The 24,032-nt window shown below is 42.1% G+C and carries 26 protein-coding genes and 1 pseudogene; 16 read left to right on the top strand and 11 right to left on the bottom strand.

The window, feature by feature from the left end; genetic code table 11:
- Nucleotides 1-91: 91 nt before the first annotated feature.
- Nucleotides 92-1,183, bottom strand: coding sequence for a phospho-N-acetylmuramoyl-pentapeptide-transferase (mraY, locus tag V7K35_RS04295; RefSeq protein ID WP_335076638.1), 1,092 nt, complete (start codon nucleotides 1,181-1,183; stop codon nucleotides 92-94).
- A 79-nt stretch (nucleotides 1,184-1,262) separates the two neighbouring features.
- Nucleotides 1,263-1,499, bottom strand: coding sequence for a DUF3134 domain-containing protein (locus V7K35_RS04290; protein ID WP_334798294.1), 237 nt, complete (start codon nucleotides 1,497-1,499; stop codon nucleotides 1,263-1,265).
- 242 nt (nucleotides 1,500-1,741) lie between these two features.
- Here V7K35_RS04290 and V7K35_RS04285 point away from each other — a divergent pair, with 242 nt between their 5' ends.
- From V7K35_RS04285 to V7K35_RS04270, 4 genes are all read left to right on the top strand, one after another.
- The gene (locus V7K35_RS04285) at nucleotides 1,742-2,326 is read left to right on the top strand and encodes a PAP/fibrillin family protein (RefSeq protein ID WP_335076636.1); all 585 of its coding nucleotides are present in this window, start codon (nucleotides 1,742-1,744) and stop codon (nucleotides 2,324-2,326) included.
- Nucleotides 2,327-2,648: 322 nt separating this feature from the next.
- Nucleotides 2,649-2,864 (top strand): photosystem I reaction center subunit IV, encoded by a 216-nt coding sequence (locus V7K35_RS04280; RefSeq protein ID WP_094332781.1) that lies wholly within the window; start codon nucleotides 2,649-2,651, stop codon nucleotides 2,862-2,864.
- Between the two features lie 253 nt (nucleotides 2,865-3,117).
- Entirely contained in the window at nucleotides 3,118-4,023 is a 906-nt protein-coding gene (locus V7K35_RS04275) for a DNA-formamidopyrimidine glycosylase (protein WP_335076634.1), read from the top strand.
- A 79-nt stretch (nucleotides 4,024-4,102) separates the two neighbouring features.
- A complete protein-coding gene (locus tag V7K35_RS04270; RefSeq protein ID WP_298918180.1) occupies nucleotides 4,103-4,318 on the top strand; it encodes an NAD(P)H-quinone oxidoreductase subunit O in 216 nt (71 codons plus the stop codon).
- A gap of 383 nt (nucleotides 4,319-4,701) precedes the next feature.
- Here V7K35_RS04270 and V7K35_RS04265 read toward each other — a convergent pair whose 3' ends face one another.
- Together V7K35_RS04265 and V7K35_RS04260 are read right to left on the bottom strand one after the other, a co-directional pair.
- A complete protein-coding gene (locus tag V7K35_RS04265; protein ID WP_335076632.1) occupies nucleotides 4,702-5,034 on the bottom strand; it encodes a translation initiation factor in 333 nt (110 codons plus the stop codon).
- 93 nt (nucleotides 5,035-5,127) lie between these two features.
- Nucleotides 5,128-5,616, bottom strand: coding sequence for a hypothetical protein (locus V7K35_RS04260; protein WP_335076630.1), 489 nt, complete (start codon nucleotides 5,614-5,616; stop codon nucleotides 5,128-5,130).
- A gap of 336 nt (nucleotides 5,617-5,952) precedes the next feature.
- Between V7K35_RS04260 and V7K35_RS04255 the strand changes: the two genes are divergently transcribed.
- From V7K35_RS04255 to V7K35_RS04245, 3 genes are all read left to right on the top strand, one after another.
- Complete coding sequence (locus V7K35_RS04255; protein ID WP_335076628.1) at nucleotides 5,953-6,606, top strand: hypothetical protein; 654 nt, start codon at nucleotides 5,953-5,955, stop codon at nucleotides 6,604-6,606.
- Nucleotides 6,607-6,659: 53 nt separating this feature from the next.
- Nucleotides 6,660-8,615 (top strand): P-loop NTPase fold protein, encoded by a 1,956-nt coding sequence (locus tag V7K35_RS04250; RefSeq protein ID WP_335076626.1) that lies wholly within the window; start codon nucleotides 6,660-6,662, stop codon nucleotides 8,613-8,615.
- A gap of 150 nt (nucleotides 8,616-8,765) precedes the next feature.
- Nucleotides 8,766-10,172 (top strand): DUF1802 family protein, encoded by a 1,407-nt coding sequence (locus tag V7K35_RS04245; protein ID WP_335076624.1) that lies wholly within the window; start codon nucleotides 8,766-8,768, stop codon nucleotides 10,170-10,172.
- Between the two features lie 107 nt (nucleotides 10,173-10,279).
- Here the strand turns inward: V7K35_RS04245 and V7K35_RS04240 are convergent, their stop codons facing one another.
- The 5 genes from V7K35_RS04240 to V7K35_RS04220 all read right to left on the bottom strand — a co-directional run bounded on the left by V7K35_RS04240 (nucleotide 10,280) and on the right by V7K35_RS04220 (nucleotide 13,527).
- The gene (locus tag V7K35_RS04240) at nucleotides 10,280-10,642 is read right to left on the bottom strand and encodes an aspartyl protease (protein ID WP_335076622.1); all 363 of its coding nucleotides are present in this window, start codon (nucleotides 10,640-10,642) and stop codon (nucleotides 10,280-10,282) included.
- Nucleotides 10,639-10,956: a hypothetical protein gene (locus V7K35_RS04235; RefSeq protein WP_335076620.1), complete on the bottom strand. Its 318-nt coding sequence runs from the start codon at nucleotides 10,954-10,956 to the stop codon at nucleotides 10,639-10,641. The genes V7K35_RS04240 and V7K35_RS04235 overlap by 4 nt, the downstream gene beginning before the upstream one ends.
- 198 nt (nucleotides 10,957-11,154) lie before the next feature.
- Entirely contained in the window at nucleotides 11,155-12,741 is a 1,587-nt protein-coding gene (locus V7K35_RS04230; RefSeq protein ID WP_335076618.1) for a glucose-6-phosphate isomerase, read from the bottom strand.
- A 112-nt stretch (nucleotides 12,742-12,853) separates the two neighbouring features.
- Complete coding sequence (locus tag V7K35_RS04225) at nucleotides 12,854-13,111, bottom strand: cytotoxic translational repressor of toxin-antitoxin stability system (protein WP_273763768.1); 258 nt, start codon at nucleotides 13,109-13,111, stop codon at nucleotides 12,854-12,856.
- 218 nt (nucleotides 13,112-13,329) lie between these two features.
- Entirely contained in the window at nucleotides 13,330-13,527 is a 198-nt protein-coding gene (locus V7K35_RS04220) for a hypothetical protein (protein WP_273763769.1), read from the bottom strand.
- A 155-nt stretch (nucleotides 13,528-13,682) separates the two neighbouring features.
- Here V7K35_RS04220 and V7K35_RS04215 point away from each other — a divergent pair, with 155 nt between their 5' ends.
- The 4 genes and pseudogenes from V7K35_RS04215 to V7K35_RS04200 form a co-directional block, all read left to right on the top strand.
- On the top strand, nucleotides 13,683-13,994 hold the full coding sequence (locus V7K35_RS04215; protein WP_335076616.1) for a hypothetical protein: 312 nt from the start codon (nucleotides 13,683-13,685) through the stop codon (nucleotides 13,992-13,994).
- A gap of 256 nt (nucleotides 13,995-14,250) precedes the next feature.
- On the top strand, nucleotides 14,251-15,384 hold the full coding sequence (locus V7K35_RS04210; protein ID WP_335076614.1) for a branched-chain amino acid ABC transporter permease: 1,134 nt from the start codon (nucleotides 14,251-14,253) through the stop codon (nucleotides 15,382-15,384).
- Entirely contained in the window at nucleotides 15,374-16,156 is a 783-nt protein-coding gene (locus V7K35_RS04205; RefSeq protein ID WP_334798276.1) for an ABC transporter ATP-binding protein, read from the top strand. Before V7K35_RS04210 ends, V7K35_RS04205 begins: the two co-directional genes overlap by 11 nt.
- Before the next feature lie 546 nt (nucleotides 16,157-16,702).
- Nucleotides 16,703-16,792, top strand: a pseudogene (locus V7K35_RS04200) (ABC transporter ATP-binding protein); the annotation flags it as partial.
- Between the two features lie 84 nt (nucleotides 16,793-16,876).
- Here V7K35_RS04200 and V7K35_RS04195 read toward each other — a convergent pair.
- Nucleotides 16,877-18,163 carry a glutamyl-tRNA reductase gene (locus V7K35_RS04195; RefSeq protein ID WP_335076612.1) on the bottom strand — a complete coding sequence of 429 codons (1,287 nt, stop codon included), beginning with the start codon at nucleotides 18,161-18,163 and terminating at the stop codon, nucleotides 16,877-16,879.
- Nucleotides 18,164-18,395: 232 nt separating this feature from the next.
- Nucleotides 18,396-19,433 carry a class II fructose-bisphosphatase gene (gene glpX, locus V7K35_RS04190; RefSeq protein WP_335076610.1) on the bottom strand — a complete coding sequence of 346 codons (1,038 nt, stop codon included), beginning with the start codon at nucleotides 19,431-19,433 and terminating at the stop codon, nucleotides 18,396-18,398.
- Nucleotides 19,434-19,798: 365 nt separating this feature from the next.
- Between glpX and V7K35_RS04185 the strand changes: the two genes are divergently transcribed.
- From V7K35_RS04185 to V7K35_RS04165, 5 genes are all read left to right on the top strand, one after another.
- Nucleotides 19,799-20,371 carry a DUF981 family protein gene (locus tag V7K35_RS04185; RefSeq protein WP_335076609.1) on the top strand — a complete coding sequence of 191 codons (573 nt, stop codon included), beginning with the start codon at nucleotides 19,799-19,801 and terminating at the stop codon, nucleotides 20,369-20,371.
- A 56-nt stretch (nucleotides 20,372-20,427) separates the two neighbouring features.
- On the top strand, nucleotides 20,428-20,742 hold the full coding sequence (gene grxC, locus V7K35_RS04180; RefSeq protein ID WP_335076607.1) for a glutaredoxin 3: 315 nt from the start codon (nucleotides 20,428-20,430) through the stop codon (nucleotides 20,740-20,742).
- 294 nt (nucleotides 20,743-21,036) lie between these two features.
- Nucleotides 21,037-21,534: a tRNA adenosine(34) deaminase TadA gene (gene tadA / locus V7K35_RS04175; RefSeq protein ID WP_334798273.1), complete on the top strand. Its 498-nt coding sequence runs from the start codon at nucleotides 21,037-21,039 to the stop codon at nucleotides 21,532-21,534.
- 103 nt (nucleotides 21,535-21,637) lie between these two features.
- The gene (locus V7K35_RS04170; RefSeq protein WP_335076605.1) at nucleotides 21,638-22,393 is read left to right on the top strand and encodes a lysophospholipid acyltransferase family protein; all 756 of its coding nucleotides are present in this window, start codon (nucleotides 21,638-21,640) and stop codon (nucleotides 22,391-22,393) included.
- Nucleotides 22,394-23,330: 937 nt separating this feature from the next.
- The gene (locus tag V7K35_RS04165) at nucleotides 23,331-23,939 is read left to right on the top strand and encodes a hypothetical protein (protein WP_334798271.1); all 609 of its coding nucleotides are present in this window, start codon (nucleotides 23,331-23,333) and stop codon (nucleotides 23,937-23,939) included.
- Nucleotides 23,940-24,032 lie beyond the last annotated feature (93 nt).

Here is a 24,032-nt window from a genome sequence, read left to right as displayed (position 1 = left end):
ACAACTCCCTGAAGATGTGGGAGTTGTCATTTTGGATTCGAGCAGTTTTTCAAACGATTCAGAATGGAGCGATGCCTGCGGCGGGCTGCGCCTACGCCAAGCAGATAGCAGCCAATATAGCAGCGATGACATAAAATACTCCAACCACTTGCAATTCTGACCAGCCAGTCAGTTCTAAATGATGGTGTAGGGGTGCCATTTTGAAAAGGCGCTTACCTTTGCCATCAGGGCCCTTAGTGGCTTTGTAATAACTTACCTGTGCCATCACAGAAAGAGTTTCTACGAAGAAGATACCACTGAGAATGAATAGAGCTACTAAGGTGTTTGTCAATAGCCCTACAGCAGCTAAAGCTCCTCCCAGTGCTAAAGAACCAGTATCTCCCATGAAAACGCGGGCTGGGTTACGATTATGGGCTAAGAAACCTAAACACCCACCACTTAAAGCAGCACAGAAAACCATCAACCCAGGTGCTGTAGGTGCAATTAAAGCACCTAATGCCAAAAGTGCGATCGCTACTGTTCCTGCCGCCAAGCCATCAATACCATCTGTTAAATTAGTCGCATTACTTTCTGCAACTAGTACAAAACCTGCTAATGGCCAAAATAGGAATCCTAAGGGTAGTGTGAAGCTCACCCAAGGCAAAGCAATATTTGTAATATTAGAAGGTTGATTAAACATCAGCCATAGACAAAACACTGCGGCAAAACCCACCTGCAAAGCCAGTTTCAATTGGGGAGATATACCTTTATTTGACTTCCGGCGCAGAATTTGCCAGTCGTCAAGCCAGCCAATCAATCCGTAGCTGACTGTCAATGCCGAAACTGCAAGCACATGTATAGCAAAGTTAGACAATATGCAGGCAATTATCACACTTACAGGTATGAAAAATATACCGCCCATTGTTGGAGTGCCTGCCTTTTTTAGATGGGCTTGGGGGCCATCTTCGCGAATTATTTGTCCAGTTTTGAGGGCTTGAAGCAGGGGTATTACCCAATAGCCTGCGACACTTGAACCCAGCGCACACAAGAGTAGTGGCAAGGTCAACGACATACTTTGCCAGGGTAGCCGATTGGCCATTGAATCCAAGCAAAATGCTGTTGTACCTAGCCCTACGGCTAATAAAGAGGCTAGAGCGATTCCAGAAATATTTAATCCTTGCTCAGGAGATAATTTAGCGTCCACAGAAGTTTCCCTTCACTCCACACTTATAAAACTGAATATCAGGAACTAGGGATACTACCAAGTCCCTAGCCTGAAAAGGCTAATCCTTGGCGATTCCTATATTGTCATCATCATCAAGGTCGTAGCCAATTCCATCTTCTACACCCATTAGGGAGTCTATTTCTTCTTCGTTATCTTGAAAATCCGGTTCGTGAACGTCACGCGTTATGATCCGACCATTGGTTTGCAACCAGTCCAACAAAGAGGACTTTTGCTTTAAGGGGATGACATTGGCTCGTTGGTTACGGGGGTCTTCACGTAATGGAGAGTTCAACATATCGAGGAGGACAAGAAAAGGTATACGTAAGTTGACATTTAGAGTCTATCACTTGACACGGATTAATTTAGTTATCTTTTCAACCCTTTAGTTGAGAAATCCGCATTCCGATAGAAATTTTTTATTTAATAGGCATATGGCTTAGGTCAAGCGATTATTAGTAACTTTTATGGCTCTACACATAGGTCATGAATATCTTGTTTATGCTGATGGAAACTGAGTGATTTTAGAGGTGACAGGCGATGATGGCAAAAGCGGCTCTTATAGATGCGATCGCACTTACTGATCGCGGTTTATTGGCGACCCAAGTACAGAAACAGGCTATCCTAGCTGCGATCGCCAATTTAGAAGACTTTAATCCTACACCCCGTCCGGTGGAAGCTAGTAATTTGCTAGATGGCAATTGGCGATTACTATACACCACTAGCAAGGCTCTTTTAAACTTAGATCGTTTCCCTTTTTGCAAACTGGGTCAAATCTATCAGTGTATCCGGGTAGATACTGCCAGCGTTTACAACATAGCTGAGATTTCTGGCTTACCTTATTTGTCAGGATTAGTTAGCGTAGCTGCTAAATTTGAGCCAGTTTCAGATCGGCGTGTCCAAGTGAAATTTGAGCGGTCTATTATCGGCTTACAACGTTTAATAGAATACAATTCTCCGGTAACTTTTATCCAACAAATTGAAGCAGGTAGAAAATTTCCGGCGATTGATATTGCAATAAAAAGTGATCAACAGCAAGGCTGGTTAGATATCACTTATATAGATAACGATCTGCGGATCGGCAGAGGTAACGAGGGCAGCGTGTTCGTATTGAGTAAAACATAAGTTTGTACAAAGATCCTGTTGCGAACGAAGGTACGCTATAATATGTACCTTGTCAAGTAGGGTATAATACCATTTGAAATTTGGGATGTGCCAAGGGAGTGAAAGCGAGGAAGCAGTTCTTGCTGTGAGCAGAGAGGAAAGAGGTAATTTTAATTCTCACCCTTGCACCCTACCCCCTGCCCCTCTGCCTCTTGTCCCACATGCCCAATGCCCAATTCAGACAAATAACTTAACAAAGACTCTTGCTGCGACCTTCAGGTTGTAGAGTGAAATCAATTAGCCCTCTAGATTGGCGTATTGATAACTAAAAGGGAAAATAATCATGGTTCAACGTGGTTCTAAAGTACGTATTCTCCGCCCTGAATCCTACTGGTTTCAGGATTTAGGAACTGTGGCTTCCATAGACCAAAGCGGTATCAAATACCCTGTAATTGTCCGCTTTGATAAGGTCAATTACTCTGGTATCAATACCAACAACTTTGCTCAAGATGAATTAGTGGAGGTTGAAGCACCGAAGGCTAAACCACCTAAAAAATAAGCAGCAAAGCTACAAGGGGGTTGTTTGATGCGATGATGAAGGGAAATCTGAAGTATGAAGTCTGAAGTGTGAAACTTTCAGTTTATTCATCCTTCATCCTAGCCTACCCTAATCTCCGAGAAGCCGCCCTGCGGGTATTTTCGGTTTCTCTTTGGTAGTACTACGAGCTACTTACGGCTGTGTAAGTTACTACCCCATCTTTTCTTCCTTGATCTCTTAAGTACATCAAAATTGCTTGCTTAACTCAGCTTGAATGCCTGAACTGCCTGAAGTTGAAACAGTCCGAAGGGGTCTAAATCAATTGACCCTCAACCAAGAAATCACGGGGGGAGATGTGTTGCTCGATCGCACCATCGCCTACCCGTTTTCTGTTGGTGAGTTTGTTGATGGAATTAAAAAGAATGCCATCATTACTTGGCATCGTCGTGGTAAATATCTCCTCGCTGAACTCGCTCCCTCATCCTCTTCCCCTTCCTCAAGCAGTTGGCTAGGGGTTCATCTGCGAATGACCGGTCAAGTACTATGGCTGCATCGAGATGAACCATTACATAAGCACACGCGGGTAAGATTATTCTTTGGGGAGCAGCAGGAATTGCGTTTTGTTGATCAGCGTACCTTCGGTAAAATTTGGTGGGTTCCACCTAGTGTTGCTGTAGAAAGTATTATGACTGGTTTGGCAAAACTGGCAGCAGACCCATTTTCGCCCGAATTTACTGGCGAATATCTAGCTCTCAAACTCAAAAACCGCCGCCGTCCAATTAAGACTGCGCTACTCGATCAATCGGTGGTGGCGGGATTAGGTAACATTTATGCTGATGAAGCATTGTTTAAGAGTGGAATTTTACCTGAAACCTTGTGTATAGATTTGCAGCTAAAGCAAATTGAACGTTTGCGAACAGCCATAATTCAAGTTTTAGAAACCAGTATTGAAGCTGGTGGTACGACTTTTAGTAATTTCTTAAGTGTTAAGGGTGTCAACGGTAACTATGGTGGTGTTGCCTGGGTTTATAACCGCGCTGGAGAACCCTGTCGAGTTTGTGGCACACCAATTCAACGGATTAGGCTAGCTGGGCGTTCTAGTCACTTTTGCCTACAGTGTCAAACACTACGGGGAGTTAGGAGCGGAGCCGGAGACGCTCCGCCTCCGGTTAAGAATTAGAAGTTAGGAGTTTTTACTTCTAACTCCTAACTCTCTTAAAATGCAAATGAAACAAGTTACAAATTTGAGAGGGGAATTCATGGCAATTAAAAAAGGAGATATGGTTCGCGCTATCCGCGAGAAACTGGAAAACAGTCTGGAAGCAAAAGCCAGTGATACTCGGTTTCCTTCTTATTTGTTTGAAACCAAGGGCGAAATTGTAGATGTCAAAGGTGATTACGCCCTGATTAAGTTTGGGAAAGTGCCAACACCTAATATTTGGTTACGTGTGGATCAACTCGAAGAGTTTAAATAATTAAACGCCTTGAGACTGAAACCTTTACAGTTAGCTATATCCCGCCCTGTACAGAAGTAGGGCGGGATATAGCTACTATCCAATTTAAGCGGACTGAAATCTTTGCTTAGAGGATGTTTGTAAAGTATCAAGTTGTATAAAGATCCCCTTAACCTAAATGTGAGATTGTTTGACTTTTTCGCAACCTCAAAATCACAGCAAAAACAAAAGGCAGTAGGTTCAAATCCCGCTGCCTTATTTGTTAGCTATTCCAAAATTTATCACTTTTTACCGAATCTGGAAAACCTGACTTCCATACTTCTATTCCTCTTCCCTTTTAGGGAAAAGGCTTTGAATTCTCCCCATTTCCTACAAGGGTTGGGGCTGGGGGGTTAGGTTTGGCGTTAACGGCGGTAATCCTGATCTGCGGGGTCGCCATAGGGGTCTTCGCTGGCTGGGCGGACGTCACCAAACTCGCCTTGGTCTGCGGGGTCGCCATAAGGGTCTTCACTAGCTGGGCGAACGTTGCCGTAAGACGAGATATCTGCGGGGTCGCCATAAGGGTCTTGACTGGCTGGAGTCACGTTGCCATAAGATGCCGGATCTGCGGGGTCGCCATAGGGGTCTTCACTGGCTGGACGTACATTGCGATCGCGGAATTCGGCATCTTGGTCAACTTGATCGCCGTTCGATCCCAAAAGGAAATCTTTCGCCTTTCGCAAAAAGTCATCTACCATAATCTGTCTCCTGATTTTAGTTCGTGTTTCCGACGTGCGCGATCGGCGTTATCCTCCGAGAAACCCGCTTTAGATATACACACGCTTCGCTATCTAGAGAGCCGGAGCTGCGGATGAAGTGATGCCACTTAGATCGCGACCTGTGGTATTCCCGTTATAGCCTTGGAATTGGCGATACTTTTGTGCCTCAGATTCCGGTACTCGAATTCCTTCTGTTGGTGCAGTTACCCAGTGAGCGCGATGTTCAGCATCGCGGTAATATACACGCCCATTCTTGGAAAGATAGTACTTACCTTGCGCTCCTTCTTGTGAAGCGTTCTTATGCTGGTTGTAGAGGTAATAAAGTCCTGCTGCTCCTGCCAAAAGCGCCACTTTCTGCCCTGTAGAGAAGCCCTTCTTAGCTTCAGGTTGGTTTCGATTGTTGCTCACTGTTCTACCAACGGTATCATCAACAGGTGGTGGCGCAGAAGCGTTTTTGGAACCGCCTCCGCAGCTACTCAGCAAGGGCACTGTTAGCAATGCTGAAAGCAGCACTGCAAATAGACGCGAAACTACTTTACGTTCTTTATATATTGTGTTCATCGGATTTCATCATCACCTGTATTTGCTAAAAGCCTTACTGTTGCAAAAACAAAGTTGGAATTCCTGTTATTTCGCGTGGAATTGAAAAAACATCTACCACTCAATGTACAACTGCACAGCTACAGCGTTTCCCTGTCATGATGAGCGATTTTTTCAAGTATTTCATCCTGCCTTTGAGAGAAACTGCATTCATCCTAAGGAAATATATTGTTGATTTTTGATTAATCAATTTAGCGGAAACACGGAAATATTCAGCAATTTCTCGGTTATTTTTTCAAAGTAAATAAATTAAAAGATACAGTATTACGATAAGTATTGTCAACAAATACACTCAATATGACATCACAAAATACAGCCCAAACTAGAACTCGTCTCCTTTTGGCTTTGTGGAATTTGGGAGGAACGCAGCAGGAAGTGAACAAACGTCAACTTCATGACCGAATTGTATCCAAAACAAAGAAGGTAGCAGATTATCAGGGCATATTCGAGGAATTACAGAATCAGGGTGCGATCGCAATTTCCAAAAAGGGATATTCTCTGACATCTGGCAAGGGTTTAGAGGTATTAGGTGAGGGTTTGAGAAGTGGCGATTTTAAATTTGAAGGGACGATTGTCGGTACTTGGGCGGCGAATGCGTTGGTGAAATGGATTAGTCAGATTGATGTTGCGGTTAGTGGTGCAGATGTACCAGTTAATGGGAAAAGTGCGATCGCTTCTTACGACAAGTTTAAGTCAGTGGCGTTGGAAGTTTACGACAAGTTGAACCAAAACTACAACTTAGATGATTTAGTGCCAATTTACAGAATTAGGCGAGAGATTGGCGATCAAGTGAGTCGTACAGAATTCAGCGAGTGGCTACTGGAAATGCAAGCTGATGATATTTTTCAGCTGATGACTGGAGAGATACAAGACTTTAATTCTGATAAACGTGACGACTCAATCACCATACCTGGAGTAGGATTGCGCTCTTACGCCAAGCGTTTGAATTAATCACATTCCCCTAAATAATCCCCGTGCATTAACTCATACCTTATAAAATCACTATGACGAATAACCCTACGTCTCCCATAGAAGCCGCGAATGCTGCCATTCAAAGCCACAATCCATTTATAAATGCTGGCATTGTCAAAGAACAGGATATTTGGAAGAAGAAATCGCTAGATGTACCTAGCTTAAATGCTCATGCTTCTGATGCAGTTTTTCAAGCAATTGAATTAGTGCGAACAAGTCAATCTAGTCAAGACAAGGTGACTTCAATTGCTATAACTGCACAGCAGGGAGTTGGTAAAACCCACCTCCTTAGTCGCATTCGTCATCATCTCGAAAAAGAAGGTGGTGCTTTATTCGTCTATGCGGGTGGTAATAACTATACAGACTTAAATTTGGTTAAGTACCAATTCCAACAAACCCTAGCTGATAGTCTGAGTAAAACTGGTAGTCAGTGGGTTATGCAGTGGCAGGAAGTTGCAGCAGCCATAGTAAACGAAGGTAGAAGTGAAAATGCTCCCACTCCAGCAGAGTTAATCAAAAAATTTGACCAAGCCTATGCACAGAGTTTGGCTAAAAATAAAAACTTAATGAATGCTTTGCAAAAGCAAGTCTTCAAAAATAAGCCAAATGCAGATCCCTATATTCTTCGGGCTATTTTGTGGACGCTTTCAGAAACTCAAGCAGCTTTTGCAATCAAATGGTTATCTGGTGAAGAGTTAGCTCAAGTTAATGCTGATGAGTTGGGACTACCTAATCCTAGCAAAACGAATCAAGATAAAGAAGCTGAAGCTCTCAAAAATATTCAGCAAATTTTGAATTTGGTTAGTTTCTATAACCCAGTCGTTATTTGTTTTGACGAAATAGATGTTAAAAACAACTCTACTGATGATGGGTTGCCAACAGAGAGCGTAATCGCTAATTTGGTCAAAATTCTCCATGATACTCTCGAAAATTCTGAACTTAGTCAAGGTGTTGTTATTCTCACAGTAATGTTGCCTGAAACGTGGAGAGACAAAGTAAATTCTATGTCAGGTGGTACGCCTGATAGAATTTCAAAATATACACAACGAAAACCACTAGAATTAAAACACGTTAGTGGCGACTCAATGGTTGAATTAGTCACTGTTTGGTTGAAAGAGTTTTATAGTGGAAAAAATTTAGTTCCTCCTCATCCACTTTACCCATTTGAAGAAAGTAAGCTAAGAGAATACGGCCAAGTAAGTAAACCAAGTGTTAGGGAAGCTCTGCGATGGTGTGCAGATAACTTTAAGATTTATGAAGAACCGCTTCCATCTGATCCATTTGAGAGGTTTGAACTGGCATTCAAAAAGGAAAGCGAGGAAGATATTGGAGATTATATAGAGGATAGTTCCTTAATTGCTGAAGCTCTCTATTTGGGGTTTGTAACTTTAAAATTTCAGACTTTAGAAGGAGTAATGATTGAAGAGGTTACAAACGATATAAAGCCTAAAGCATACCATATAAATTATATAGATTTCAAAATAATTGGTAATGAGAGAGGGAAAGAAGTAAAAATAGGTGTGGCTGTAATACAGTCTTCTCAAGCTACATTAACAGCAGGATTAAAATGGTTAATAGATTACGAAAAATATGACCTTACTCGCGGGTGTCTAGTTCGTTCCGAATACAAGATAAAACAGATTAAAAATAATTCATCTGCATATAAATTGCTGAACGAACTTATATCTTTAAAAGGTGGGGAAAACGTCGATTTGATAAAAGATCAGATTCGCCCACTTATAGCAATTTTAGCTGTTTATCAAAAGCGCTTAAATTATCAATTAAAAGAAGAAGAGATTTTTGATATAATTTCCAAAAATAAGATTACGTTTGATAATCTTTTACTTCGAGAAATTTTAAGTAACCCATCAGGTAGTATGCCTACCGTTGATGATGAAGAAGATATCCAACTAATAGATAACTTCCTCAATTATTCAAATATTAGTGAAACAGATGACTCAGATGAATTGAACGAGTTGTTTAGTTAAATATGAGTGAATCAATTTTAATTTACAACGCCCTGTGTCTACCTGCTCCCGATATTGAAGCTTTAAGGGCGAATAATTACAGCCATGCCCCGGAAATTGCTTAATACTGGGCAAAAATTTGCTCTTTGCCCCCTTGATTATTCAGCAACTATGCTTTCAATTGAGCAATACTATCACGCAAATTTTTTACCCATTGCTCAAAGTGTATTAACACAGTTTAATAGTCAGGGTATTTTATTACAGCCTAAGCAAATTAGCTTACTTAAAAATGATGAACAGTTACAATTACCCCTCGTATCTTATGAGACGGTTTCAATTAAAGCTTGGGCTAAATGTGAACGTTGCCAAATACTAGACCCGACTAAAAACTTAGACATTTTATCTCAGCTAACTATATGGAAAACAGAAGTATTTGAGGCAATATTACAGAAACAACCGTATATGTTTTTGGCTTACTTGCGAGTTTATCATTTACCTGAATTATCTGAAGTTGTAGCTAATCCGAACATTCAGGAAAAGCTAGGAAAATTTGTTAGTTTGCCAAATTCCTTAACTGTTAGTGAAGACAAGCCAGTATTAAACGATCGCACCTTCACCCAACGCAAACGCCAATTAGAAAAGCTAGAACCCCCGCTACATGGTGAATTGGAGGAATTACAGAGTGCGATCGCATCCCTAATTATTAGCCAACCAGCCGCGAAACAATTTGACGATGATATCAAAATATTTTTAGGTTGGAGTAGTGACAAGCTAATTAAGCAACCCGATCCGAATTTAGCTTGGATAAATGATATTGCAAAATTGGGCGATCGCAGCATCGAGCTAGATGAGGGTAAAAATAACTATCAAGCTGGTACAGATTTTGAAATCATCGCACGCCGTAGCCTTGATTTTTTAGAATTCAAGGTTGAAGAAAACTACAAAGGCGGTGCAGGTGGCTTAGACTTATTTTGCTCACAACCTTATCCTCTTGTTTGCGAATGTAAAGCAGGTAAAAGTATTCCTGATCGTGCAGTAGAAGAATTAGATAGGATTGGCAAAAGGCATCTCAAAGAAAATTATCTTCAAGCTGTAAAGTTGATTATTGGCCCAGGTAAACCGACTAAAAACTTGAAAGAATCTGCTGAAATATCTAAAATTAGTATCATAAATGCTATGACTTTACAAAAACTTGTTGAATTCAAAGCAAAATATCCAGGTGCTATTAACTTAGTTGAATTACAGCAATATCTAGAGCCTGGGCAAATTGACTACAAAATTGGTGAATATATTGATAAAGCTGAGAGAGAAATTAAATTGCGATCGCAGATTCTCACCGCAGTCAAAGAACTCTCTGAACAAGACAACGAAACTTTAAAAGCTACACATCAGAGTTTCATAGTTACAGAAACTCGTGTTCACTACAATGCAACTCATAATCCCAGGCTAAATGATGAAGTAGTTTACGATTTACTGATTGAACTTTCGTCACCTTTAACAGGCTATTTAGGACGAATAAAAAGCAGTGATTGGAAGAGCGATCGCTTTTACTTTCTCCGCGATTTACCTATTAACTAAAAATAATACAATATATCTCTTTTCTTACCTTCGCGCTCTTTGCATCCTTTGCGGTTCGTTTAAAAATAACTGAAGTGCGTAAGCGTAGCTAGCCGTAGGCATCGCAGTTATCCTAAAGTTAATATACCAGCCTGATAATTCACCACCAACGGCAAAAACTTTAGCCATTCTGAGCCTAACAATACTTCCGTAATTTCATTGCCCACATAAACGTTAATTTCATACTCTTGTTTGTTTAATATCACCTTGCCTAAATAAATATCAAATCTTGATTCTCCCTTAGCAGTTCGTAAAGATTCTTCTCCGATATAAAACCAATCTAGACCCTCTAAATCTTGTTTGTTAATAGCGAGAAAGCCTGTAAAACCAGTATCCAAGATAGCATCTACAGGCAAATCTAATCCATCAGATGTAATCAAATCAATTTCAAAAAATAGTTGCCCATTATCTCCAAAGTCCCCCTGAATCATATTGTGCCAGTTGTTCCTGTTTCATTTAAACAGAATACACAATGTCTACTATTTGAGTATTTTTCAAGGGATTTTTTATGAGCTTGCATTTTATCCACATCAATTAAGTAATCACCACTATCTGGCTCTACTGCAATATACCAGCCGTAGTGTTCCTTAATCAAATCGGGACGCACACGCTTAAAAATTTCCCGACAGCGATGATAAAATGTCTCATCTTCAGCTTTACGTCTAGCAAGTTCTTCTGGTGGTAAAGTACGTTCTGGAAAAATTCTACCCCGACGTGCAGGTTGTTTTGCTGTTGATTCAGTCATAGTATTAATCCTAATTATTAATGTTGCCTTAACTTTATATTAGGGCAAGCAATTAGTTGCTTTGTTAATTACGAATTACGAATTATACAGTGAAGCATCCTAGACTGAAGATATATCTTCTATCTAGAATGCTTTACAATAAAAAATTGTTGCTAATACAACAATTATGGACGAAATCTGATATTTGAACTAGAGCTATCAGCTAGCAGAAACGGTCAAACTGCCGGGTTTCTGAAGATCACCTTGCAAAACCACACCTCGCTGATTGGCATAGATATGACGCAAAATCTTGTAAATTGCCTCAACTTGATCTGATGCGCCTGCTTTCTCTGCAAGTTCATCAAGAGAAATGGGAGTTTTTTCTTTTTGCAGCACTGCTACCACTCGTGTTTGCAAGTCGAGAATGGTGGCGGCAGCTTTTTTGCCAGCTTCTACACCTGGTTGATGGTAGGCGTTGATGTTGACCAAACTAGCATATAAACCAACAGCACGTTCATACAAAGCAATTAATGCCCCTACAGTTCGGGGGTTAACTTGGGGAATCGTGACTGTAATCGAATCGCGGTGATTTTCATAAAGCGCTTGTCGGGTTCCTTGGAGAAAACCGGAAAGATAATCGCCTGTTGTAACTCCGGGATCTATTTCAGTGGATGGCCCTTGACGATCTTCCAACACTTCGATGAAGGTAGCAAAGAAATTCGCCACACCCTCACGTAACTGCTGGACATAAGCGTGTTGATCTGTTGAGCCTTTGTTGCCATAAACGGCGATGCCTTGGTGGACAACGTTGCCATCTAAGTCTTTTTCCTTGCCCAAGGATTCCATCACCAGCTGTTGCAAATAGCGACTGAATAAAAATAAGCTGTCCTTGTAAGGTAGAACAACCATATCTTTTTCGCCCTTTCCATTGCCCGCAAAGTACCAAGACAAAGCAAGCAAGGCTGCTGGGTTATTTTTCACATCTGGGACGCGGGTAGCGTCATCCATTTCTTTTGCGCCATCTAGTATGGCGCGAACATCAATCCCCTGCAATGCGGCTGGTACTAACCCCACAGCAGACATTTCTGAGGTGCGTCCTCCTACCCAGTCATACATCGGAAATCTGGCCAGCCAGCCTTCGTCTTTGGCCAGGTTATCGAGGTTGCTATCAACGCTAGTAATTGCTACCGCATATTGAGCAAATTCCAAATTGTGTCCGGCGTAGGCTTTTTTAACTTCAATCATGCCGTTGCGAGGTTCCGGTGTTCCCCCAGATTTGGAGATCACCAATACTAAAGTGCTGGCAAGGCTATTTCGCAGATGATTGATAACGCTATCGATACCTGCCGGATCGTTGTTATCGATAAAGTGAAGTTTCAGGGGCGGGAAATCAGAAGCGAGGGCTTCAGCGACGAATTGGGGACCGAGAGCGGAACCACCAATTCCAATGGAGATAATATCCGTGAAGCGGCTTGCTCTGGGAGGATGAATAGCACCTGTTTGGACTTTTTCCGCAAAGGCTTCGATTTGTTCTAGGGTTTGGACAATTTCTTGTGTAAGTTCTGGAGTTGGCGCTAAATCAGGATTTCGCAGCCAGTAGTGTCCAACCATGCGCTTCTCGTCAGGATTTGCGATCGCACCCTTTTCGAGTTTAGCCATATCCGCAAACGCCTTGTCAAACTTCGGACGCAACGAATCCACGAAGGCATCATCGAACCGTATCCGACTCACGTCTAAGTACAGTCCCAATCCCTCGTGGAAATATAACCAGTTTTGGTATCGTTGCCAAAGTGCCCTAGCATCCATAGGGAAATCTCAAATAAAGTGTTATTTCAAAACCAGTTTAATGTAAGGTTATAGCGATCCCTGCCTAGCCTTATACAGTTTACAGTTTTAAGTGTTCCCTTGACTCCTATCCTTAAACATCTGGCATAGGCATGACACGCAGAAATTTCACAATTTCACCCCTGATTTCTATACCAATCAGATAATTATCTAGGGTAAAACGGTGAAAAATGCCTTCACTATCAAGGTGTCGTAGTTCTTTTAGATCACTCAGTTGCCACTTTTGGGCTAACTCAATAAAGACAAAATCATGCACCCGCTCGTAGGCGGCAGGTTCTAAATTCTTCAGGTCTAGTAAAAAAGACCTTGCATAGCGCATTTCCAGACTCACTAGGCGTTACCTTAACCAAAACTTGAGGGACGACACCAAAAGAGGGCTGAGTTGAGAGTGGTGGGTGCTGAGTGAAGAAGCAATACTAAGACTTACACTTGGGCATATTGAATCTAAATCTCTGGCTTTAGCTCTGAATAATAAACAAATTTTTTCCTAACTTATCCCTTAGCTTTAACTATGGGCTACTACTCAGCACTATTAAAAGCGCTACTGAATCAGAAAAACATCAACAGTCGTACCGCTTCTTCATGGGTTAAGATATCCCACGGTTGCTGCGATCGCTTAACTTGTTGTATCGCTTTGAGCATATAAAAGTCACAATGTAAACCTTCGAGAACGTCCCAAATGTCTTGCAAATCCTCATCGGCTAACTGCTCGATTAAGTGATGCATTCTCAGTCGCAGCAAATTCATACGTCAATTATTCCCTACAACCCAAGACCAACAATAAATAGTATTCCCACAAAATTAGCAAAGGTTAACGGCAATGTAGAACTATGCTCAAGCTACGCTAAAATTTATTCGCCAAGGATTGAGGGCGAGCGTCCGCGAACTCAAAAGTTGAGCCTTTGAACTCGAAAGTTGAGCCTTTGAACCTGAACGTTGAGCCTTTGAACTCGAACGTTGAGCCTTTGAACTCGAAAGTTGAGCCTTTGAACTCGAACGTTGAGCCTTTTAACTCGAAAGTTGAGCCTTTGAACTCGAACGTTGAGCCTTTGAACTTGAACGTTGAGCCTTTGAACTCGAACGTTGAGCCTTTGAACTTGAACGTTGAGCCTTTTAACTCGAAAGTTGAGCCTTTTAACCTGAACGTTGAGCCTTTTAACTCGAAAGTTGAGCCTTTTAACTCGAACTCTTGTCTCCTGATTCTCGACTTTTGACTCCTAAGTGAGATATTACACCAGTCGCAAAAACCGCCATAGGTTAGAAACCTATCGCTAATAGCTTAAGTCCTCTCAAGAGGACTAAACTCGATTAATGGCTGGTATCGATGGCAGTCTACTTTAGTGGACTTAAGCTAAAAGCCTGTGAAATTTATTTCTTGGCGGGAGATTGAGCAAGTGCCGATGCCCACTCTAGAAGATTAGATAATTTATTTGTTAGAAATTCCTAACTGCCACCTCCCCACTTTTAAACATGGTTGAATATCTTATTTTCTTAGCAATTTCTACAGCACTTTTCGCTCTATTCGCACTAGGACTCAATTTGCAATGGGGCTTTACCGGGCTAATTAACTTTGGTCATATTGCTTTCATGACTCTGGGAGCATATACAACCATATTGTTAAGCTTGAAGGGCGTTCCCCTACTAATATCGGCAGTAGCTGGGACAATTGTCGCCGCCTTGCTAGGTTTAGTAATTGGTTTTGCAACTCTACGCTTGCGGGAAGATTATCTAGCAATTGTCACCATCGGTACGGGCGAACTAATTCGTTTGGTGGTAAATAATCAGGATTTACCTGTGGGTGACACCTGGATTTCTGGGGCATTCGGTGTGCAAAGTTATCGCATACCCTTATCCACAGAGCCGAATTTGTTTGTCAGATTTGTGATGATTGGGTTGTTGACGCTGCTGGCTGCTGTAACTTTTTTTACGTTATGGCGGTGGATTCGCATCACCCAGATGTCTCGGACTACTGATTTGGGCCAAAGGACGACTAGTAAGCAAGAATTTGCGTCGCGCTTGGGTGTGGGAATTGTATTAGCAGTTTTGGCAGCAGCAATTTATATTTCTGGGGTGATTGGACTGTATAATTACAACCCAAAAGCAGGTTTAATGCTGGTGCTGCTGTTGGTTTTAGCATTTGTATACTGGCGGCTAGAAATTTTGGTGCGATCGCCTTGGGGTAGAATTCTTAAAGCCATCCGCGAAGATGAAGAAATTCCCAAGGCGCTAGGAAAAAATGTCTTTTGGTATAAATTACAATCTCTCATGTTAGGGGGTGCGATCGCGGGTATCGCTGGTGCTTTTTTCGCTTGGCAACTGGGCGCGATTTACCCTGATAATTTTCAACCGCAGATTACCTTTGACACTTGGATCATGGTGATTTTAGGTGGTTCTGGGAATAATGTTGGCACAATCTTAGGGGCGGTAATTTTCTTTGCTTACGATGCGCTGACGCGGGAAGTATTACCCAGAATCGTTCCCCTTGATGAAGCCCGTTTGGGTGCATTTCGGATCATGGTAATCGGACTAATTTTGATGGTATTGATGATTTGGCGACCTCAAGGTATCTTAGGGAAAAAGGAAGAACTCACTCTTGGTAAATAACCAGTCATCCTCACTTCCCCTTTTGGTAGCCACTGGACTTTCTAAAAGCTTTGGTGGTATTAAAGCAGTTAATGAGGCGAAAATCGAAGTTGCCAAAGGCAGCATCACAGGCTTGATTGGCCCCAATGGTGCTGGTAAAACCACCTTATTTAACCTCCTCTCAAACTTCATCCGCCCTGATAAGGGACGAGTGATTTTTGATGGTGAACCTATTCACAATTTGCAACCATATCAAATTGCCCAGCAGGGAGTAATCCGCACTTTTCAGGTAGCACGGACTCTCTCGCGGTTGTCGGTGTTAGAAAATATGCTGCTGGCGGCGCAAAAACAAACGGGTGAAAATTTTTGGCTAGTGCAGTTGCAGCCACACATCGTCGCGAAGGAAGAAAAGCAACTCCAAGAGCGGGCAATGTTTTTGTTAGAATCAGTGGGCTTGGCAAAAAAAGCACACGATTATGCTGGTAGCTTGTCTGGTGGACAACGCAAGTTGTTGGAAATGGGACGGGCGCTGATGACTAATCCCAAATTAATTTTGTTGGATGAACCAGCTGCTGGGGTGAATCCGAAACTGATTGATGATATTTGCGATCGCATTCTCACTTGGAACCGTCAAGATGGAATGACGTTTTTGATTATTGAACACAATATGGATGTGATTATGTCATTGTGCGATCGCGTTTGGGTACTTGCCGAAGGGCAGAATTTGGCTGATGGTACACCCGCAGAAATTCAAACTAATCCAAAAGTTCTAGAAGCTTATTTGGGACAATAGAATGCGCTTGGTTTTCTGTTTATGCAATGTATTTAGTGATTTGACTTTGGACAAATAAAAATACAGTACAGCAGATTGCAAGTTAATGAAGTACAAAAATACCCCTCCCCGATAGATTGGGGAGCCACTGCGTTGGGCGGGCAATGCCCGACTTGAAGCATGTGGCGTGAGGGAACTAGATTGGGAATTTCCCCCCAATACATCGGGGAGCCACTGCGTTGCGGTGAGGCAGTCCAGTCTTGGGGGTTTCCCCCATGAGGAACTGCTGAACCCGAAGGGAGGTTCCCTCCGTTGTAGCAAGTGGCGTGGGATTAAGGGGGGTAAGGATGTACTTCATTTAGATGCAAAATGCTGTATATAAATACTGTTACTAATCCAAAGTCAAAGGGAACACTACAAATAGTGTTGAGATTGGAGTAAATAATTAGTGCGATCGCATTTGACTATAGCAACAGCCAAGGTGGTTAGGACATTAACAGATGATAAAACTTAGACACAAAAAGGCTTTTCACCCAGTCCCCAGTCCCTAGTCCCCAGTCCCTTGCTATACTTGCCGAAAAGCAGAATTTGGCTGACGGTACGCCAGCAGAAATTCAGAGCAATCCTAAAGTTTTAGAAGCCTATTTTAGAAAATAATTTGCCAGGTAAAAAATATATTTGCTAATTAAAAAGCTCAGATCCCCAACTTCGTAAAAGTTGTCGGGGATCTTGTTGTTAAGTTTAACTAAACTGCTCCCCTGCATCCAAGTTGAACAGCATTTGCAGAGTTTGCATACAGTGCCGTCTAGCTTCAACATCTTGCTGCGATCGCAATTGCACCATTGGGTCATGTAAAATTTTATTGACAATTCCCCGTGTTAATGCTTCAATTACCTCTTGATGTTTTTCAGCGAATTCTGAACCTAATCTCGACAAAGCTTTTTCTAATTCTTGTTCACGGATGGTTTCGACTTTATTCCGCAGACAGCTAATAGTGGTAACAGTTTCAAGAGAACGCCACCAAATATCAAAGGTTTCCACTTCTTCTTCTAAAAGTCGCTCTGCTTCCTGTACAATCTTCCGACGGCTTTCGTAGTTTTGTGCTACTACTGCCTTCAAATCATCCACATTAAACGCCTGCACATTTGGCAGTTCATTCACATCCACATGAACATTACGCGGCACAGAAATATCAAATAACATTAAAGAGCGCTGAACTTCTAAAACCATTTCCAATTTGGCCCGGTCAAGTATCGGTTCTGTTGCCGAAGTACTTGTAAACACTAAATCGCTATCGGCAATTACTGCCATCATTTCCGATAGCGGATGAATTTGGATAGATTGTTGAGGGAACTGCTTCGCTAATTCTTGGGCACGTTCACGAGAGCGATTTACAATACTAATTTGCACAGCACCTTTAGAAAGTAGGTGTTGCACAAGCAGCCGCGACATTTTACCAGCACCCAGAATTACCACTCGACAAGCAGCAAAATTTGCCACTTTTATCTGCGCTAATTCCACAGCTGCCGAACTGATAGAGACAGCGCCAGTACCAATACTAGTTTCAGTGCGAACCCGCTTACCAGCTGTCAGCGCTTGTTTAAATAATCGATTTAAAATGGTTTTTATACCGTTATATTGCTGCCCCAGTTTGTGAGTAGTTTTCACCTGAGCCAGAATTTGACCTTCTCCAAGTACCAGACTATCTAAACCACCCGCTACTCGCATGACATGCATTACTGCATCACCATGCAGGAGCATAAACAGGTGTCGTCGCAGAGAAAGCGCGGGCAATTTGCTGTATTCTGCAAGAAACTGAGTTATTTCTCGAATACCTTGGTCTGCTTCACTGGTAACAATGTAGATTTCTAAACGGTTACAAGTGCTAAGAATTGCAACTTCATCAATATGGGGATAGCTGACCAGATGAGCGATCGCACTTTCAATTTGTGGTTCTGGAATGCTCAGTTTTTCCCGGACTTCTACTGGGGCTGTTTTATGGCTTAACCCCACCACTGCTATATTCATTTGCTAAATCGTAGTTACTAATTGGTAGTTGGGAATAAGGTATTGAGTGAGAATCGGGAATGGGGAATTTTTGTTTATTGGTTGGTAGTTTTCCAACGAACAAATAATCACTAACTACTAACTACTAACTACTGTAAGGGGAAAGCATTTGGGTGACTATTTTTCCGTTTTATAGAAAGATTTCTTTCCAAATGCTTTCCCCCTACTTTTACCATTCCCCATTCCCTAAAAATTAATTCAGTTGGAGAGTCTTGGGTTCACCAAACATGTGAATCGTATCAACAAATCGAGCAGTTTTTGATTGGTTAGAAATTACCAAGCTTTGAGTTCTGGCTCCACCGTTGAAGAAACGTACACCTTCCATGAGATTACCACTGGTAATGCCGCTAGCAGCGAACAGAACAGTTTTACCGGATGCCAGTTCATGAGCATCATAGACCTTATCAGGGTCATTGATATTCATAGACTTTAAGCGATCAATATTGGCTTCTCTGCTTTCTCCAATCAGACCTGTTTTTACAACTGCTGGATCGTAAATCAGTTGACCTTGGAAGTGTCCACCCAAAGCACGCATTGCTGCTGCCGAGATTACACCTTCAGGAGCCGCACCGATACCCATCAGCGCGTGGATATTAGTTCCAGCAAAACCACAAGATATGGCTGCACCCACATCACCATCTGAAATTAGGGCGACTCTCGCTCCAGCCTCACGGATTTCTTTGATTAAATCGTTGTGGCGTTCGCGCTTCATCACCACGATCACAAGTTCTTCAATCGAGCGATCTAGACACTCAGCGAGAATCTTGAGGTTTTCTGTTGCTGACTTGTTGATGTCTACCTTGCCCTTAGCTGCGGCAGGTGCTGCTAACTTCTTCATGTAAAAGTCAGGAGCAGCAAACAATCCACCCTTTTCAGAAATTGCCAACACAGCCATCGAGCCAGGTTGTCCATAAGCTACCAAGTTTGTACCTTCACAGGGGTCAACGGCGATATCAATTTCGATTAATTCATCAGGATTACAGAGAGCTGAGGCATTTGGTTGGGTACAGATACCAACTTCTTCCCCGATGTATAGCATGGGCGCGTCGTCGCGTTCACCTTCCCCAATTACAATGCGACCACGCATATAGATTTTATTCATCCGTTCCCGCATAGCTTCCACAGCTACTTGGTCAGCGATGTTTTTTTCGCCTTTACCCATCCACTTTGCAGATGCGATCGCGGCTTGCTCCACTACTTCAATAATCTCTAACCCAAGTGAATTTTCCACAAAGTTTACCCTCTCAGCTGCCTGAATTTACGTCGTTTTATGTAGCTATTTCAGTTTTCAAGTCTACCAAAGGGCGGATACACGTGGAAGAAAGTTAAGTTTTACTGCTAACTGGTTACAAAAGTGCCACTTAAGATATCATGCTTTTTCACTCATCTTACTCCAGTATAAAGCGGGTTCAAAAGTAACTAAAATAAGAACTAGCACAAATTTGTAGCAGTGAATATCTGGAACATTACTTTTCTTCAGTATTTATCTTTAGGTATAAAATAATAAATAAAAAAGCTAGTGAATTCACTAAAAACTCAAAAATCAGCGAAAAACGAGGCGCAGAGTCAATAAATTGTCAAATTAAGAGGTGAATCGTGTTTATCGACTACATCACACTAATGTTGATCAATATGGTAGCTGGGTTATTTCTACTGGCTGACTATGTGTATCGTGGTATAGATAGTTCTAATCAAAGACAGTGGATTCCTGGGTTTGGAATTACGGGTGCGATCGCCCTAACAACTGGTTTACACATGAGCTTCACCTGGCCAGTAATCGGTAGCTTTAACATTGCCTTCGGTGAAACAAGTGTCTTATTTGGAATCTTGTTTGTAGCGGCGGCGATCGCTCTTGCTCAAGGTTGGGATTTATTGACAATAGCAATCTACGGCTTCTTTGCGGGTGTAGTTGCGATCGTAGTGGGTATCCGCATCCTCAACTTGAATTTGACAAAGCAACCGCTTTTGTCAGGAATCGGCTTCATTTTAACTGGATTAGGTGGTATTTTTGCTGCGCCAACTCTCTATTGGAAAACCAACCGAACTTGGCGGTTAATTGGCGTAGCTGTGCTGATAGTAGCCGCTCTAATTTGGGCATTGACTGGATATTTGGCTTACTGGAATCATTTAGAGAGTTTTCAAAAGTGGGTTCCAGCCCCAAGGCAGTAGGCAATGCCAGCAATGATCTAGGCTAGAGATATAGTTAAAATCTTGCTTAAGAAAATATGCTGGACTTTCTTAATCCTCTCTTAAATCGCCATCCAGAGCGAGTCAAAGCCAACGTCGAACTTTACACATGGCAAACTTGTCCTTACTGCATTCGTGCCAAAATGCTGCTGTGGTGGAAAGGTGTAAATTTTACTGAATATAAAATTGACGGCGACGAAGCAGCCAGAGCTAAAATGGCAGAACGCGCTAACGGACGCCGTAGTGTACCGCAAATTTTTATCAATAACCAGCACATTGGCGGCTGCGATGACCTCTATCAATTAAACACACAAAGCAAACTCGATCCCCTTTTAGCCCAGTCTGCTATTTAGAAATAAAATTAATTTCCAACGGTTGGCTTAGTGATCCTATGTTGGGCAATTTTGGATTTTGAATTGTTTAGCTCCAGACTTCTAGAACACCAATTCAATAATCTCGAAAGAACCTCTTCCCCAACCCCTCGACCCTGGCGTTAGCCTACCATTAGGCATAGCCCACAGGGGAGACCACGGAAGGGTAAAATTCAAAGCCTCTCTTTACTTGCCTAACGGCAGGCTGACGCCAACGGAGAGAGGAATGGAAGTGAGGTCAGAATATTAAGTTGCACATCGCGGATTAATAAGAATATGCTAACTAAGTATACGGAATATCTTATACATCAACAATGGATGAGTTATGCTCTAGAATTAGCAAAAGCAGCAGGAAATGCAGGTGAAATCCCTGTCGGTGCTGTTATCATTGATCCAACTGGCAAATTGCTGGCAGAAGGAGAAAACAGAAAAGAGCGCGACAAAGATCCTACCGCTCATGCGGAAATTCTCGCTCTCAAGACAGCTGCAATAACTTTAAAAAATTGGCATCTTAATGAATGCACCCTCTACGTAACTCTCGAACCTTGCCCGATGTGTGCAGGTGCTATTCTGCAAGCACGTCTAGGATTGCTTGTATATGGAGTAGACGATACAAAAACTGGCGCAATTCGTACAGTTATTAACATACCCGATAGCGCTGCTTCTAATCACCGTCTTCAAATAATCGGAGGCGTTCTAGAGTCAGCTTGTCGTCAGCAATTACAGGCTTGGTTTGCCACTAGGCGGCGTAGGGTAAACTACGGACAGAGGTAAAACTGTCCATCTAGTAGGACACAACTCACGCAAGAGAATCTACGGTGTAACTAACCAGATTTTTCGTTAAATTTTTACCCGTCAATCAGCTGCATCCGTCATCATGGAATCTTACTCTTCATCTGATACTTGTCAGCGCCCACCAGCAAATTCTGAGGTGGCTGGTACTACCTCAAGGGTTTCTCCTTGGTTAAGTCCTCTGGCACATTTATTAGGGCGTCACTGTTTATTACCATTATTCTTTGGGCAAATTAGAATAACCGGACAAAAAAATATCCCCACAACTGGGCCTGTGATCCTCGCGCCTACCCATCGGGCGCGTTGGGATGCGTTGCTTGTACCCTACGCTACGGCTGATTGTCTGAAAAAACAAGACTTGCGATTCATGGTGACTATTGACGAATGCCAAGGTTTGCAAGGCTGGTTTGTCCGACGTTTGGGGGGGTTTCCTGTAAATTCTAAGCATCCGTCAATCCGCACGCTGCGACATGGAGTAGAACTACTTCAGCAGCAAAAAACCCTGGTAATCTTTCCAGAAGGTAACATTTTTCGTGATGGTCAAGTTCACCAGTTGAAGCCGGGAATTGCTCGTCTTGCTTTAAGTGCTGAATCTAGTGATTCCGGGCTGGGAGTGAAAATCATACCTATAGGCATTAATTACAGCCAACCTTATCCAAATTGGGGTACAGATGTGAGTATTCACATTGGCTCCCCAATCAGAGTAACGGATTACATGCATGGCTGTATAAAACAAGATGCCAAAAACATGACGGCTGATTTAGCAAAGGCACTGCAACAATTAAGCCATCAAGAAACAAAAATTACTAATCACGCATTTGCAGAAATTACTAATTCTTAATCTAGTCAAAAGTCCCAAGACTGGCTCTTAACCATTGAGATTAATCGTACATAAGTTAGAAACTGTACGTTTTCAAAATTTGGCACTAATTGCTAACTGTTATATGCATCCTGAAGAAATCACAAAAGATTAGTGGTATTTTGCAACCTTTGAGGATGTATACATATATAGATTACCTTTTCTTGACGGGATATTCAGCCAAATTGGCATTTTTTTGAGCAAACAGCTAATAATTGTCTGCATACTGTAGTTGATGAGAAATATTCTTACTATTTTGTCAGACAGTTAAATGAAAGTCTTTAGATTTTACTTGATTTTGTAAACATGACTGGTAAAAACAAATTTTGGGAAGCCCGGACTAGTACAGGTTGGCGGAAATAAACCTACCATTTCATTAAAGCTAGAAAGCCCCAAATTAAAACATGAGTGACTTTTGACTTTTGACTTCCGCCTTGCGGTACTAGGGACATCGCCATGTTTAAGTGGTTTGGTGCGATGCCTACGCCGGGCTACGCCTACGCGAATTAGTTCAGGCAGTGCTTTAGGAAGATTCTCCTGCCAAATATCCCAGTTAACTTAAGATAATTATTGGCGAGGAAAGTCGGTAGTCAGACAGATGCTGAAGCAGTCTAAATTCTTTTCTCAAATCAACTCTTCGTCACCGCCTTGTGAAACTACTCCCAAGCTGCTTGCGAGTAAACCGATAATTGGAAAATCAAAGGAATTAACACATTAACGCAGTTCACTGTTGGTATCACTGATTACGACGATTTAAGTTAATTACTATACAAGGTTAATGGGAACTCTATTAAACCGATTTTCAGTCCTAAATCAGAGATACTTAGGATGTATCTTTGCTTTGTCCAAGACCAAAACAGAGTTAAGATACCCGAAGTTTCCATAACTTTTTTATATAGTTGTCGCACTAATTGATCCCATGAACACTGCTGCCGCTGTTACCTTGATGCACCGTACTGTTTTATCAGTCATAGCAGTCCTCAGCCTGCTATCACCTGTGAATGCTCAGGTATCACAGTCACCAGGCACTACCAGCCAACCACAACCCATTGACCCCAATGATCCCAATAACCTTCGCCCCATAACCCAAAGTAGCAGCCTTTTGAGTATTGAAGGGGGCGATCGCCTCGTGAAAGAGGCAGAAAAAGCTGTTTCTGCTCAAAACTACCCCTTAGCTGCTAAGAAACTGCTAGAAGCACGTCAGGTTTATAATCAGCTATCTAATTTTTATCAAGAGTTAAACGCTAGCTTTTCGGGAATTGACAATAGAGTTTCTGATTCTCAGCGTCAAAAAGCTCTAGTAACAGCCCAAAAGCGAGATGAAGCGACCTTTCAGCTAGCATTGGTACATCGGGCACAAAATCAGCCAGAATTAGCTGTACCGTTGTTGATTCAAATAATTAAAAGTCAAAATCCGACGCGAGATTTAGGCAAGAAAGCCTATAAACAGTTGTTTGAATTAGGTTTTGTAGATTCTCCCTATCCCAGAGAAGGTAGTAATTCATCTTCCCCACCCCCAAAAAAATAAATTAAATTGGCGTTGACTGTTTTTCCTCATCTCCCTCATCTTTCATATCCTTCTCTCCCTGAGCAGCACCTTGGAACGCCCCAGTGCTAGGAT

It is taken from the genome of Nostoc sp. (assembly GCF_036917275.1).
Lineage (GTDB): Bacteria > Cyanobacteriota > Cyanobacteriia > Cyanobacteriales > Nostocaceae > Nostoc.
The sequence above is the reverse complement of the archived record's forward strand: the minus strand, read 5'-3'. Positions and strand labels throughout refer to the sequence as shown.

Coding starts and splice junctions, on each gene's coding strand:
- V7K35_RS04280 (WP_094332781.1), top strand. CDS start 2,649: ATGGTTCAACGTGGTTCTAAAGTACGTATTCTCCGCCCTGAATCCTAC.
- V7K35_RS04270 (WP_298918180.1), top strand. CDS start 4,103: ATGGCAATTAAAAAAGGAGATATGGTTCGCGCTATCCGCGAGAAACTG.
- V7K35_RS04165 (WP_334798271.1), top strand. CDS start 23,331: ATGAACACTGCTGCCGCTGTTACCTTGATGCACCGTACTGTTTTATCA.
- V7K35_RS04170 (WP_335076605.1), top strand. CDS start 21,638: ATGGAATCTTACTCTTCATCTGATACTTGTCAGCGCCCACCAGCAAAT.
- V7K35_RS04285 (WP_335076636.1), top strand. CDS start 1,742: ATGATGGCAAAAGCGGCTCTTATAGATGCGATCGCACTTACTGATCGC.
- V7K35_RS04275 (WP_335076634.1), top strand. CDS start 3,118: ATGCCTGAACTGCCTGAAGTTGAAACAGTCCGAAGGGGTCTAAATCAA.
- grxC (WP_335076607.1), top strand. CDS start 20,428: ATGCTGGACTTTCTTAATCCTCTCTTAAATCGCCATCCAGAGCGAGTC.
- V7K35_RS04240 (WP_335076622.1), bottom strand. CDS start 10,642: ATGATTCAGGGGGACTTTGGAGATAATGGGCAACTATTTTTTGAAATT.
- V7K35_RS04210 (WP_335076614.1), top strand. CDS start 14,251: ATGGTTGAATATCTTATTTTCTTAGCAATTTCTACAGCACTTTTCGCT.
- V7K35_RS04235 (WP_335076620.1), bottom strand. CDS start 10,956: ATGACTGAATCAACAGCAAAACAACCTGCACGTCGGGGTAGAATTTTT.
- V7K35_RS04255 (WP_335076628.1), top strand. CDS start 5,953: ATGACATCACAAAATACAGCCCAAACTAGAACTCGTCTCCTTTTGGCT.
- V7K35_RS04290 (WP_334798294.1), bottom strand. CDS start 1,499: ATGTTGAACTCTCCATTACGTGAAGACCCCCGTAACCAACGAGCCAAT.
- tadA (WP_334798273.1), top strand. CDS start 21,037: ATGCTAACTAAGTATACGGAATATCTTATACATCAACAATGGATGAGT.
- V7K35_RS04220 (WP_273763769.1), bottom strand. CDS start 13,527: ATGAATTTGCTGCGACTGAGAATGCATCACTTAATCGAGCAGTTAGCC.
- V7K35_RS04260 (WP_335076630.1), bottom strand. CDS start 5,616: ATGAACACAATATATAAAGAACGTAAAGTAGTTTCGCGTCTATTTGCA.
- V7K35_RS04230 (WP_335076618.1), bottom strand. CDS start 12,741: ATGGATGCTAGGGCACTTTGGCAACGATACCAAAACTGGTTATATTTC.
- V7K35_RS04265 (WP_335076632.1), bottom strand. CDS start 5,034: ATGGTAGATGACTTTTTGCGAAAGGCGAAAGATTTCCTTTTGGGATCG.
- V7K35_RS04195 (WP_335076612.1), bottom strand. CDS start 18,163: ATGAATATAGCAGTGGTGGGGTTAAGCCATAAAACAGCCCCAGTAGAA.
- V7K35_RS04245 (WP_335076624.1), top strand. CDS start 8,766: ATGCTTTCAATTGAGCAATACTATCACGCAAATTTTTTACCCATTGCT.
- V7K35_RS04250 (WP_335076626.1), top strand. CDS start 6,660: ATGACGAATAACCCTACGTCTCCCATAGAAGCCGCGAATGCTGCCATT.